The sequence below is a fragment of the Rhodospirillaceae bacterium genome (assembly GCA_016722635.1).
In the GTDB taxonomy this organism is placed as follows: domain Bacteria; phylum Pseudomonadota; class Alphaproteobacteria; order JAEUKQ01; family JAEUKQ01; genus JAEUKQ01.
On record JADKIX010000003.1, the window covers coordinates 348,980 to 362,027 of the forward strand.

Annotated in this window: 10 protein-coding genes; 7 read left to right on the top strand and 3 right to left on the bottom strand. The window is 42.3% G+C overall.

Annotation, left to right across the window (positions count from 1 at the left end):
• Positions 1–1,420: 1,420 nt before the first annotated feature.
• Positions 1,421–1,657 (bottom strand): hypothetical protein, encoded by a 237-nt coding sequence (locus IPP67_01940; protein MBL0337962.1) that lies wholly within the window; start codon positions 1,655–1,657, stop codon positions 1,421–1,423.
• A gap of 534 nt (positions 1,658–2,191) precedes the next feature.
• Between IPP67_01940 and IPP67_01945 the strand changes: the two genes are divergently transcribed.
• The 4 genes from IPP67_01945 (at position 2,192) to IPP67_01960 (ending at position 5,861) form a co-directional block, all read left to right on the top strand.
• Entirely contained in the window at positions 2,192–2,671 is a 480-nt protein-coding gene (locus IPP67_01945; protein ID MBL0337963.1) for a hypothetical protein, read from the top strand.
• 421 nt (positions 2,672–3,092) lie between these two features.
• Positions 3,093–4,394 carry a YcaO-like family protein gene (locus tag IPP67_01950; GenBank protein ID MBL0337964.1) on the top strand — a complete coding sequence of 434 codons (1,302 nt, stop codon included), beginning with the start codon at positions 3,093–3,095 and terminating at the stop codon, positions 4,392–4,394.
• Positions 4,391–5,131 carry a tfuA protein gene (locus IPP67_01955; protein MBL0337965.1) on the top strand — a complete coding sequence of 247 codons (741 nt, stop codon included), beginning with the start codon at positions 4,391–4,393 and terminating at the stop codon, positions 5,129–5,131. The genes IPP67_01950 and IPP67_01955 overlap by 4 nt, the downstream gene beginning before the upstream one ends.
• Positions 5,132–5,174: 43 nt before the next feature.
• Entirely contained in the window at positions 5,175–5,861 is a 687-nt protein-coding gene (locus tag IPP67_01960; GenBank protein MBL0337966.1) for a Crp/Fnr family transcriptional regulator, read from the top strand.
• A gap of 108 nt (positions 5,862–5,969) precedes the next feature.
• Here IPP67_01960 and IPP67_01965 read toward each other — a convergent pair whose 3' ends face one another.
• Positions 5,970–7,661, bottom strand: coding sequence for a hypothetical protein (locus tag IPP67_01965; protein ID MBL0337967.1), 1,692 nt, complete (start codon positions 7,659–7,661; stop codon positions 5,970–5,972).
• Between the two features lie 202 nt (positions 7,662–7,863).
• On the opposite strand from IPP67_01965, the gene IPP67_01970 reads away from it, so the two are divergent.
• A complete protein-coding gene (locus IPP67_01970) occupies positions 7,864–8,286 on the top strand; it encodes a tellurite resistance TerB family protein (protein MBL0337968.1) in 423 nt (140 codons plus the stop codon).
• 13 nt (positions 8,287–8,299) lie between these two features.
• On the opposite strand, the gene hrpB is transcribed toward IPP67_01970, so the two are convergent.
• Positions 8,300–10,867 (bottom strand): ATP-dependent helicase HrpB, encoded by a 2,568-nt coding sequence (gene hrpB, locus IPP67_01975; GenBank protein ID MBL0337969.1) that lies wholly within the window; start codon positions 10,865–10,867, stop codon positions 8,300–8,302.
• A 77-nt stretch (positions 10,868–10,944) separates the two neighbouring features.
• On the opposite strand from hrpB, the gene IPP67_01980 reads away from it, so the two are divergent.
• Positions 10,945–12,192: an MFS transporter gene (locus tag IPP67_01980; protein ID MBL0337970.1), complete on the top strand. Its 1,248-nt coding sequence runs from the start codon at positions 10,945–10,947 to the stop codon at positions 12,190–12,192.
• Between the two features lie 52 nt (positions 12,193–12,244).
• Positions 12,245–13,048 carry a 3'(2'),5'-bisphosphate nucleotidase CysQ gene (cysQ, locus tag IPP67_01985; protein MBL0337971.1) on the top strand — a complete coding sequence of 268 codons (804 nt, stop codon included), beginning with the start codon at positions 12,245–12,247 and terminating at the stop codon, positions 13,046–13,048.

Sequence of the window (13,048 nt, forward strand, 5' to 3'; positions counted from 1 at the left end):
AGCGAATCGGCTAACTATCCAGGAACACCAGGGAACAGGCTTGCCACCTATTTAGGTTTAAAAAAAATTGATGCCTTTTAAGGAAAAATTAAAAATCAGTATATTTTTTCCCCTTGCTTTCCTATTTTACATAAAAATGGGGATGTTTCTTGTTCCTTTAAACTTCATAATTATTGCCAAAATCACCTGCAACTGGCAGAATCAATGGAAAAATTGCCACTAAAAACCTCATAAATTATTACGATGATTGTGCCGTTTGATACATAAAATTTTGGCAATAGGGTTATTATGATAGACGTATAATCCAAGAACCTCCTCCCTGATATGTTCTTGGTTATACATCTAAATGACTTGATAGGGTCATCAAGTAAAAAAAGTTTGATAACAACTTGGGAGTAACAGCAATGTTACTCCCATTTTTTTATAAGTTTTTATAAGTCGTCAGAATGTTTGGGTATTTCCCCCGATTTTGGTTAGTGATGAGGGTTTTGGCCCGTAATACCACAAACCCCTTATTTCAAGACGCTTGCGCCTTTCGGCGTGTCCGGCATTTTAACACCTGTTGGTAACCAGCCCATTGTCTCCCTTCAAGATTTTATATATTTCACAAGATCGCCCATCAAAACTGGTTGTTCATTTTTATTTCACCATCAATCATTGGCCGGTGGTTTTCTGGCTCGGACGGCCTTTGCTTAGCGAGGATGTCGGTACAATGGATGAAATGGGACATGGGTTTTCCCGAGTCGCATGGCTATTTCCATGGGTTTTGTGGATTTTGTACCCAGGGATGGGATATGTTTTCGACTATCCAGCTACGCCGAATCATATATCTAGATGATCCCGTGATAGAAAAGTGACCCGCGACTCGGTCTATCCCCTTATATCTTTAGCTGTTATCAAAATTGACAGTCTTTTTTTGAATTAATTATAGGCCGCTGCCCGCTATGCACACAATTTGGCAATTGATGGCCATGGGTCATTTTAACCTTTTGATTGACAGCATAACAGCCCGTTTTGCCTGATGTATCAGCGCTAATCCCTAAAAATATATTTTATGGATCGGTTCAATTGTCAAATGGCCGAATCGGTTAGGCAATACCCAAACCCCAGAAAACCCGGAATAACAGTCTCCAGGATAACCCTGGGGCACCTTATACAGGGGTTAACCTGCCCAATCCCGGTTATTCTGATGTTTTTAAAAAAAATTTGGACGGTTTTTTATCCCCCATACAGCCCACAATTTTTGGGTCGATCAGATTTAGGGGGTGAAGGCATCGATGCCGATGATGGCAGGGGAAGCGAACGTCAGAACGAATCACAACCGCCAATCGGCTCTTGTATCATAAAGACTGGGCATCATAAAGACTGGACGTTAAAGACCGCCAGTTCCTTGGATCATCCCTTGTACCTATTGCATCCTTTATTTCTTAAAGCGTCCCAGACGGTATGATGGGTGGAAAGGCAAAGAATCCCTAACATAATAATCTTTTGAATAGTCTGCGGCTTTGCGTTGATACTCACCGTCTTGCCTCAAGGGGCCAGGCAGCCCTATATCAAAGACCTTTGGGGTTATGTTGCTTAAGCTAAAATCCTGGCTAAAGCCCGCCCAATAACTTTCATGGTCTTTCCCATAAATAATGATGCCTTTTTTAAACATCACTTCACTCCTTATCTTTCCTAAGCTTGATAAAAAGATTAGGCCGGATTATTTAGAAAAATCTTCACAACTAGAAATATCCTCACAACCCAGCCTAACCTTCACACACAGAGAAGATTACAGGGGTTTTCCTATTAAATTAAAATAGAAAAAGCTATAATCATGGAAAGATATATAAGGATCTGACCTTCAGCACTGTGACTTAAATTACAGATTAATTATTTTTTATCATTATAAAGGTAAGCAGGGGATGAGATGTTTTATCTGATTCAAGTAAGCATATGTTTGAGCCACACGAAAATTAAGGATATACTCAAACTCTAAGTGGCAAATAACATATGTTGGTTGCAGCGTGTTGCAAGCGATTATATTTCCCCGGCAACAGGTGATCAACATTTTTTTTTGATTTGTTTAGTTTTTATTGAAAATGTTTTAAATATAGCTTCTGATGTTGATAAGCAGACTGATGCAGACTTATATAGTATTTAAACTAATCCAGGAAATTTCCTAAACCCGCCACTATAGGAGTTGACCATGTCCGACACCCCCAAAAAAGAAGACCAAAAAAAACCTCTATTGGTTCAACTAGATGATGCGTCCGATACTGCCATTGAAGAATTCATCACGCGTTCTATTGCTAATATGATCGCGTTGATCCCACCGGATGAAATTACGAAAGACCCCGAAAAACTTGATGCACTTGCCCAAGCAACGGCGGTTTTAGTTAAAGCCGTTGAGAAATATGTCCGCGATCAGCAACTGGCGGAGGAGGCCGCACAAGCAAAGGCCAACAAGAAGAAGACTAGGGCGGCTGATAAAGGCAGCAAAGATTTGAAACAAGCCGACCAACCTATTCCCCTATTCTTCCTACCCCTACGTAAAAAACATGATCCCCAACAACCAGTGGAAAACCCCGAAAAACTGACGCTAAGCAGCCAAACCTCCGAGGCCGCCCCTGAAGGCAAGGCTAACAAGATTGGCCGCAGGCGTAAAAAAAGCAACCAGCGCGAATAATGCCACACACAGTTTTTTAGGCGCACCACAAAAAGGATTAGAGAAAAAGTTATTTAGTCATTTGGTCAATGGGAATCATGAGGTTGTAGCCCTTAAATAGATTTTCATTGATAGACGAGTTTAGCAGGATTATTCACTTACGTCACAGGTTTTGCTCAACAATCCTATGAACCTAGTCAACCCCTGCTAAAACTGGATCCCAGACATAATCGTCTGGGATTTTCAGTTTTTGAAGACCAGTAATATCTTAAAAAGATCAAGCTATTGATCCTATAATCAGTAACAAGTAAGGATAGTATCATTTTTAAAATGTGATCAACATCATTTAAAAGCGATATTTTTGATGTGATGCTTCCAAATTATGTTTGGATTAGAATTGTGTTTAGATTTGTGTGGTAAACAATTTTCATAGCGTTGGATCATGATCAGTTTCCCCCTCTCCTCCTTACTCCACAAACCCACTGCAGCCCTTGGTAACCACACCCTGGGGATTGACAGCTCGTTTATCAAGTCTTCCCAACATGGCCATGGCGAACGACTGGTTTCTTCCCAGGAAACCGTTGAACGGGTACAAGGCTTGTTTCCGGTATTTGGCATTACACGCGTGGCCAACGTAACAGGGTTGGACCATATTGGTATCCCTGTCGTCATGGTTACACGTCCCAACTCACGTTCCATTTCCGTATCCCAAGGGAAAGGTACCTCCTTGCATGCGGCGAAAGCCTCCGGGATCATGGAGGCAATTGAAGGATACCATGCCGAAAATATTACCCTTCCCTTACGGCTAGCTAGTTATGCGGAGATGTTTTATGCCCATAAACTGCCTGATTTAAACCTTCTGCCGCGGATATCGGGGCGTCCTTTGCAACCCCACGACCAGATTTTGTGGATTGAAGGAACGGATATCCTCAACGCGTGCTCTACCATGGTACCCTATGAGATGGTCAATTTAAATTTTCGCTTTCCCTTGCCGACCGGTTGTGGTTATTTTCCTGCAAATTCCAATGGATTAGCCTCCGGCAACCATTTGCTGGAAGCCATTAACCATGCCATCAGCGAGGTGATTGAGCGCGATGCCACCACCCTATGGGATTGCCTTCATGAACAGGCGCAAGAGAAAACCAAGGTTGATTTAACCACTGTGGATGATGAGGCTTGCAGCCATTTGCTGAAAAAATATCAGGAAGCGGATGTGTTGGCTGGTGTTTGGGAAAGCACAACTGATATCGGCATTCCGTCTTTCATCTGTCGAATCATCCAAAATGCCCCGCCACCCCACCATCATTTTCGCCCCGCCACTGGTATGGGGTGCCATCCCAACCGGTCGATTGCCCTAAAACGTGCTTTAACAGAAGCGGCGCAAAGCCGCTTAACTTTTATTGCAGGGGCGCGTGATGACATGCCACGCGCTGAATACATCAAGCATCTGCAAGAAGATATGTATCATTCATGGCGTCGCAAAATCGATAAAACCAGCCATCAACGTCATTTTCGTGATGGGGCCAGCTTCCAATCCCACAGCTTGGCAGAAGACATAGATTGGCAATTAACGCGGCTAAAAGCTTCGGGAATTACCCAAGTGATTGTAGTGAACCTGACCCGGGAAGAGTTTGAAATCCCCGTTGTGAAAGTGATTATTCCGGGACTTGAGGGTATAGCCTCCTCCCGTTCCTATATATTTGGCGCACGCGCCCAAAACATTTTAAAGCAAAACCATCTATGACAAATATCCATATTTTTACAGGCCCCACCATGTCCGCCGATATAATCCTACAAGAACTGCCAGGTGCCACGGTTTGGCCGCCAGTTGCGGAAGGTGATATCTATCGATTAGCTTTGCAAAAACCTGCGATTATCGGGATTATTGATGGATATTTCGGCAACCTTCCTTCTGTCTGGCATAAAGAAATATTATTCGCTTTGAAAGAAGGTATTCATGTCATCGGCAGCAGCAGTATGGGCGCTTTGCGGGCGTCTGAATTAAGTGATTTTGGCATGATTGGATGCGGTGCTATTTACGAAGATTATATCCAAGGAAGGGTAGAAGATGACGACGAAGTCACCATCGTCCACGGCCCAGCAGAACTTGGTTTCGTAGGGTTATCTGAAGCTATGATTAATATCCGTTATACCTTAGCTGAAGCCAGAAAACAAAAAATTATTTCTGAATCCACCCACCAACAATTAATTGCCTATGCCAAAAATCTTTACTATCCTTCACGCTCCTATCCAGCTTTGTGGGATTTTGCCGCTGCCAGCAAGCTACCACAAGATGAAACCTTGAATTTGCGCTCCTGGATAAAAACTGGACATATTGATCAAAAATTGTTGGATGCCAAAGAAATGCTTGATATGATAAAAAATATGGTACGACAATCTATAGGTCCAAAGTCGGTTATTTATCATTTCGAGCATACAAGTTTTTGGGAGCAGGCAGTCCTACAAAACAAGTCCGTTTAAATTATCTTTATCCCGTTATTTCTTTGAAAGATTGGTGATTGATATGAAAGAACCTTCCGTCAAAAAACCAGCCTTTATGGAACAGTTAACAGAAGATCAGTTGGAAGAACTGATTGCTTTGGGACAGCCCCTGAAGTTTATCAAAAACTCTTTTGTCTTCCATAAAGGCGATCCAGGAGATAATGTTTACATCCTCCGGCAAGGCCGGATTGCCGTGATCACGTTTTCCGCTGATGGCCGCGAGATGTTTTTAAATATTCTAGAATCCGGGGAAGCGTTTGGCGAAATAGCTGTTATTGACGGCATGCCTAGAACTGCCTCTGCCCAGGCTATCGCTGACTCAGATTTGGTCATGATCAACCGGGAGAATTTTCTTAATTTCCTGCAAACCCATCCGCTTTTATGTATTAAGCTGCTTGAAATGTTATGCCAGCGTTTAAGATGGGCCAATTCGCAGGTGGAAAATACCATATTTTTAACGGCTCCTTTGCGTTTGGCAAGGGCTTTGGCCAATTTAGGCAAAATTCATGGCATATCGCATCCGTTGGGAATTAAAATTGGGCTTTATCTGCCGCAAGAACGTTTGGCCAATTTAATCGGCGTAACGCGCGAAAGTACGAATAAATTCCTTAAGACATTGGAAAGAAAAGGCTTTATTTATTGTATCAAAAGAGAAATCATTATCCATGATATGCATAAATTAGAAACGGTGACCGACGAGCATTTTTAATCATTCTCTTCGGTATATTTCTTCTGCTTAAACCCTAAGATACATAGATGATCGTTGCTTGATCAGTTGTTACAAGCCCCTCCTTGCGCCAGCCAGGTTCCAAGTGCCTTAATCGTTTACCCACCAAGTTTCCGGGAATATATATCCCGCCGGGTGCAATTCAAAATTCTGCACCCGCTTATTCATTACCGCATAAATTGATAGCCAAAATGGTTGGCAGATAGGGCCTTCATCTTGCATCAGCAATTCAATTTCCCGCATTTGGTTGGAACGGTCCTTGGGATTTAATATCCCCCCAGCTTTATCCAACATTTCATCGAGACGGATATTTGAGAACTGGGTGATATTGCCAGGAACATGACTGCGGTAAGACGTGTTAAGGGTCATAATCCCTAATGGCCGGTGCGGCCACGCCACAAACGCAAAGGGATAATCATTGGAATTGATTGCTTGGTCAAAGGCGACGGATGGCTGCGGCCTAACGGTAACAGTGATATTAATTTCTTTCCACATTTGGGCGATCGCCTGGGTTGTCAACATTTCCCATTCCACATTTTGGCGGCATAATATTTCCGTATTAAACCCTCTACTGTACCCTGCTTGGCGCATTAATTCCTTGGCTTCATCAATATTGGCACGGAAGGGGGTAATGGCTGCATAATCAGGGTGGGTTTGACAAACATGGTGATGTTCGGCTGCAACCCCTAACCCGTTATATCCAATCTGCAATAATTTCTGGTTGTCCAAAGCAAGGCGCATGGCCTTACGTAACCTGGGATCTTGGCACAAAGGATGCACCATTAACATGCGCACCAAACCGGTCTGCGCCGAATCCGCGCGAGCAATTTTTAAATAAGGCATCCTTAAGACAGTGGAATATTGGTTAAGATTAAGCTCTTGCATACCATCGATTTGCTGGTCAGCCAACACTTGAAGTGATCGGGCTGGATCACCTGTGAAATTGCTAATTTCTATCATATCAATTTTGGCAGGCTTTTCCCAAAAGTCAGGCCGACGTTTGAAAACAGCATAGCGACCTGGTGCAAAATCGATCAGGCGATATGGCCCTGTACCTAACATGTCAACTTTAAATTCGCCACCGTCAGCAGGATGTAAAATATAGGCGCCATAAAAGGCCAAATGCTCTGGCAAAGAGATTTGGGGAAGCTTGGTATTGATACGAAATGTATGGCTGTTGATCCGCTGAATAGCATTATTTGACCATAGTCTGTATTGATTTTCTGGATTGGCTTTTGCACCTGTTGTAGAGCCTGCTGATTGTTCTAGCATGTAACTGGCCATTAATGGCAGCATGGATGAATTGAGCCTGACATCTAACCAGCGGTGGATATTCCAAATGATGTGGTCGACGCTCAATTCTTCCCCATTCGACCAATATATGTTCGGGCGCAGATAAAAAGTCCAACTACGTAAATCCTCAGCCACTTCCCATTTTTCTAATAACCATGGCACAGGAAGGTTTTTTGAATTAATCCTTATTAGGGCATCTGTTACCAACCGAAGTATATTGGCCCCATGAACCGTTTGAATTTGATGGGGGTACAGCAACGAGGGAATGTTCATGGAAAAAGCAACATACCCACCAACTTTCCCTTGATTAGTAGCTGGATCATTGCCGTCATCTTTCGTATCATCACATCCGGCAAGGGTTAAAGCAGCAGGCACGGCAACGCCTAGCAACACCATATTTTGAATAAATTGCCGCCGGCTGATAGCTTTGCTTTTGTATTGCGCCTTTAATTCATCTACATACGCATGAACGGGAGGAACGGTTGCCATTTTTATAGATATTGTCCTTGCGATCCTAAATATTTCAACGAACGTATTTAATCATAATAATCATTTAAAATAAACGTTTATCAATCAGTTGGTTTATTATATTTTTATTCCTATATAAACATACTAGCCAAATTCAGCTTTAATCGGCTATGAATGGTATATTATTTTGATAACGTAAACATCCAAAAAATACGGAGCAAAAATGTTAAATCCCCATCATGCCCTTATATATGTTATGGTAATCATCTCAGCCGCTGATCGCGAGATGACTGATCATGAAATGATGATGATAGGATCCATTGTCCGTCAATTGCCACTATTTAAGGAATTCCCCATTGAAAATTTGCCTAAAGTAGCCGCCGAATGTGCACAACTTTTATCAGGCAAATCGAAAATTAACCAAGTTTTACAAAGTATTAAGCAATCTATCCCCCCCGCTATCCGGGAAACAGCCTATGTCATTGCCTGTGATATTGCGGCAGCTGACGGTCAAGTTAGCAATGAGGAAGCGCGGACTTTAGAATTACTGCGTAACCGTCTTAAGATTGATCAATTAATTTCCTCAGCTATCGAACGGACGGCTAAAGCAAGATACATGCCGATGCCCAAAATTAAAGATCAATAGAATAGACCATAAATCAGTTTTCTTGATTAATGGGATTTTCTGGCCAATCATGTTTTGGGTAACGGCCCTTGAGTTCTGTCCGAACTGTTTTATAGCTTCCTTGCCAAAACCCTTGCAAATCATCTGTCGTCTGTACAGACCGGCCGGAAGGCGCCAGTAGATGTAATAGCAGCTTGATTTTTCCTGCAAGAATGGTGGGTGTTACTGTGCACCCAAATAAATCTTGAATTCTTATGGATAAGCTAGGCCGGTCATGGTCGAGGTAGTCGATCATGATTCTGCGACCCTTAAAAGTAACAAAATATGTTGGTGCTAATTGATCTAACTGCTTCTTTTGTTGCCAATTAAGTAGCCCTTGTAATATTTCTTCAATATTTACCGCCACAGGATCAAGCTGGTTATGGGCAAAATTAAGATAAGGGATCAACCATTCCTGATAATTTTCATGTAAAGCCTGGTCGCTGACATCGGGAAATTGCGGAATATCCAAAAATTTACCTATAAAAAGGATGCGTGCTTGCCACTGTTTTAATTGATCAGTCCAGTCTAGCTTTTTCAACCCAAAGGACTGGAATAAATCTAATAGTCTTGAAGAGCGATAGACGTGCGGCAGAGCATGAAAAGGGATAGCGATTTCATTAAGTAAAATGGCACCGTAATAGGAACGCCTACGCGCCTGCCATTTACCAGTTGCTTGATGGGTTACAATTTCCTCAACTGATCGAAGCAAAGGGGTTTTGATTTTTTTCAAGAAATCTCCTGAAACGGGCGCTGCTAAAAATATTTGGGCATTCACATCCCCACCATCAATATGGGCGATACTAATGAAGTCACGTTTGGCTAAAGAATCATGCATGGGTAATCTTGCCCCCTTGCCATTAGCCATGAGGAATAAAACCTCTTTTGCATTTTTATCTTGGCTGCCTCTACGCATGGCAATTTGTTCGGGATAAGCGATAGCCACCAATTGGCCAATTTCTTCCTCAGTAGCTGAATAATTAGTCCCTTTGATCTGCATTTCCTGAAACAAATTTTTAACTGTTTGGACGATGGTTTGGAAGATCGACTTATCAAGCCCTTGCCCAGAAACTGTCTTCTGTGTTGAGGGATGGATGGCCGATTCTATCATCCGCAGCCTATCTCCTAGATTAGTATCTTTGGGTTGGCCTGATTGTTTCATAAAATCTCGCTCAGACAACAATGCCGCGAGCATACAAGCATGCCCTAACAAAGCTGTATTTTTTGTCTGCAATAACAAATGCGCTACCCTAGGATGGAATGGCAAGGCAGCCAATTCTTTCCCGTACCCAGTGATGTGATGCAGGTGGTCAATCGCATTAATGTTTTCCAACATTATATTTGCTTGCTTGATAGCCAGTTCGGGGGGGCTAGTCACCCATGATAACGCATCAATTTCGGTTCCCCAGAATTTGATTGCCAACACTATAGCGGCCACATCAATAACCGCCATTTCTGGCAGGTGATGTGGTAAGCGCAATTTATGGTCCGCTGCGCTCCATAAACGATAACAAAATCCTGGACTGTTCCGCCCAGCCCTTCCAGCTCGTTGATTGGCTGTTGCTACAGAAGATTTGATAGTAATCAGCTGATTAAGACCACTTGATTGATCATATATGTTTCGTCGGCTTAGGCCACTGTCAATCACAATGGTGACACCAGGGATGGTTAAGCTGGTTTCCGCAATGGAGGTTGCCAAAATAATTCTTCGTTGATGATTTAAGTTTTTTAAGATGTCTGCCTGCTGTTGATAAGGCAAATCCGCATAGAGCGGCAAGACCGTGGCTTCTTGTAATAAGGGATGACGTTTTAAATCATCAGCCAAGCGCCTAATTTCTGAAACCCCTGGCAGAAAAAATAAGATGTCCCCTCGCCTATTTTGCCATGCTTGGGACAGCACACGTTGATAATGGTTTTCAAGCGATTCAAACGTTTCTTTGGCATCATAAAAAATATCAACCGGATAGGCCTTACCTTCGACAAAAAAATATGGAGCTTCTGGCAAAACATTTCGTAATTCATTGATATTCAGGGTAGCCGACATAATCATTAAACGTAAATCTGGCCTTAAAATTTGTTGACTATTCAAACACAAGGTTAAGGCTAAATCGCTATCGGCCCGCCTTTCATGAAATTCATCAAATATGACCAAAGCGACCTTTCCTAACCCCTGATTTTGTTGTAAATACCTTAAAAACAACCCGTCCGTCATCACTTCAATTTTGGTTTTTGGGGTGATTGCAGACTCACCACGCACCCGGAAACCTACCCTTTCGCCTACCTTTTCCCCAAGTAACGCAGCCATACGGGCAGCAGCCATTTTTGCAGCTATACGCCTAGGCTCTAACATAATAATTTTTTTATTTTGTAACCATTCTGTTTGTAAAACAAGTAAAGGGATGATGGTAGTTTTTCCAGCCCCTGGCATAGCCTGCAAAATAACATTAATGGGTTGCTCTAACACCTTTATTAAATCCGGCACAATTTGCCAAATAGGCAAATGGCCTATTTCCAAAATGATTTCTTTTGTTAGCCACGGAAAATTAGTGAAGGAGGAGATCATGTGGAGGTTATCTATTGATAAGGCTTTAAATTAACTCTATGAATTAGCATACTATTTTTTTAAAATGTTGGTTATAGATGTTTTCCGTATTACGCACTGTTTTACCTGTTTTTATTGCTGTTGCTATGATCGAAATGGCCAGTAGTTTATTGATACCCCATACTTCGTATATATTAGAACAACGGCAAATATCAACGTTTTTGATCGGCGCCATCACCAGTTGCCACTATATAGGTTTTGTTTTTGGTGCTTTCCAAAGTCAGTATTTAGTAAAACAGATTGGCCATATTCGTGCCGCCAGTGTTTACGCTACTTTGGCAGCGAGTGCCACCTTATTGCATATTCTTTTTGATTATCTATATATCTGGTTATTATTGCGTTTTATTATCGGATTAGCGATTGCAGGATTGTTCTTAGTTATTGAAAGCTGGCTGAATGCTAAAGCCCTGCCCCAGTGGCGTGGACGGATATTAAGCTTATATTCAACAATTTCTTGGGTTTTTTCAGGCATAGGGCCGATTGCTTTAAGGTTTGAAGATAGTACGGGAAATATGATTTTTATTTTGGTTGCATTGATTTTCGTGAATTCTATGCTACCTTTTGCCTTAACTAGGCTGCCCAACCCCGAAACAACAATTACTAAAAATTTAGGCAGCAAGCGTATCTGGCAATTAACCTCTGTTGCAGTGATAACTTGTTTTACAGCTGGTTTTATTTATACCCCGCTTTACAGCCTATTACCAAGCGTAATGGAAAGATACGGTTTTCAGAAAGAACAATTATCTTCCTTGTTAGTTTTGGGCCCCGTTATGGTAATATTAACTTTAACGCCTGTTGGTTGGCTGTCAGACAAACTTGGCCGCCTGCCGGTTTTAGGGGTTTTATGCCTAGCAGCAACTGCAGTCGCTTTCCTAGGTTATTATACTGCAGAGCCCAGCTTTTCCCAAATTATGGTATTATTTTTACTATTAACCAGTCTAGTTGCGCCTTTTTATTCTTTAGGAATGGGGCGTGCTGCAGATATTATCCATAAGAATCATCTGGTTGAAGCAAGCTCCCTGTTGTTAATTTTCTGGGGGATTGGGGCCGCAATAGGCCCTGCAGTTGCGGGATATCTCATGAAGTTGTTTGGGGTTGAAACATTGTTTTTATTTTGCGGGATTGCAACATTATTATTGGGGGTTGTTATTTTATGGATTGTTATCAAGAAACCCTCCATATTGAAACATAGTCAACAACATTTTGTTGCAATGCCCTTATCATCAACCCAAAATGTGACGGAAGTTGACCCACGCAGCCACAGCACTAGTAATCGGCCTAAATAAGCTAAAAATCTAACGGTTTTATGCTGACCCAACATAAGCAATGTGTAAAAATATGCCCCATTCGACTTTTTTCTTAACTAGCGAATTTCTGGACCGTATAACCATGATCAGCAGACAAGCTGGCCAATTGATTATGGATTATTACAATAATCCAGAACGTTGCATTATTCAGAGCAAAAAAGATGTAAGCCCGGTTACCAACGCTGACCAGGAGGCCGAACAATTGATTATTCAATCACTCTCAGCAATGACCCCCCATTTTCCCATCATTTCGGAAGAGGCCGCGGAACGGAATGAATTACCCACCTTAAAACCGGAACATCGCTTTTTTTGGCTGGTTGACCCATTGGATGGCACCCGTGACTTTATTCAGCGCAGCGGTGAATTTACTGTTAATATCGCTTTGGTTGATGGCGAAGAAGTCATTCTAGGGGTTATTTATGCCCCCCTTCAACAAACGGTTTATGCCGCTATCAAACCCGCTAATATTGTTTATAGCCAATCTGTGGGTACCCAAAAAACTTCCATAACAACACGCCAAACACCCAGGGGGCAAGCCAAAATCCTTAATAGCCGACGTCAATATCCCTTAAGTGTTATGCCGATGCTGCCCCCCGATCTGACTTTTATAGAACATGAATTTGTCAGCAGTTCGTTGAAATTTTGTTTGATTGCGGAGGGCCGTGCTGATTTTTATCCCAGGCGTACAGCTATTATGGAATGGGATACGGCTGCTGGCCAAGCTATTCTGGAAACTGCAGGCGGACATGTCCGCCTGCTTGATGGCGCCCCCCTTCGATATCGTAAGGATGGTTTTTCAAATCCGGCTTTTGTTGCTTATGGAAATTTTATTTAA

Bases quoted from the DNA above. Each gene is read 5' to 3' on its own strand.
- IPP67_01940 (MBL0337962.1), bottom strand. From the start codon at position 1,657: ATGTTTAAAAAAGGCATCATTATTTATGGGAAAGACCATGAAAGTTAT.
- IPP67_01945 (MBL0337963.1), top strand. From the start codon at position 2,192: ATGTCCGACACCCCCAAAAAAGAAGACCAAAAAAAACCTCTATTGGTT.
- IPP67_01950 (MBL0337964.1), top strand. From the start codon at position 3,093: ATGATCAGTTTCCCCCTCTCCTCCTTACTCCACAAACCCACTGCAGCC.
- IPP67_01955 (MBL0337965.1), top strand. From the start codon at position 4,391: ATGACAAATATCCATATTTTTACAGGCCCCACCATGTCCGCCGATATA.
- IPP67_01960 (MBL0337966.1), top strand. From the start codon at position 5,175: ATGAAAGAACCTTCCGTCAAAAAACCAGCCTTTATGGAACAGTTAACA.
- IPP67_01965 (MBL0337967.1), bottom strand. From the start codon at position 7,661: ATGGCAACCGTTCCTCCCGTTCATGCGTATGTAGATGAATTAAAGGCG.
- IPP67_01970 (MBL0337968.1), top strand. From the start codon at position 7,864: ATGTTAAATCCCCATCATGCCCTTATATATGTTATGGTAATCATCTCA.
- hrpB (MBL0337969.1), bottom strand. From the start codon at position 10,867: ATGATCTCCTCCTTCACTAATTTTCCGTGGCTAACAAAAGAAATCATT.
- IPP67_01980 (MBL0337970.1), top strand. From the start codon at position 10,945: ATGTTTTCCGTATTACGCACTGTTTTACCTGTTTTTATTGCTGTTGCT.
- cysQ (MBL0337971.1), top strand. From the start codon at position 12,245: ATGCCCCATTCGACTTTTTTCTTAACTAGCGAATTTCTGGACCGTATA.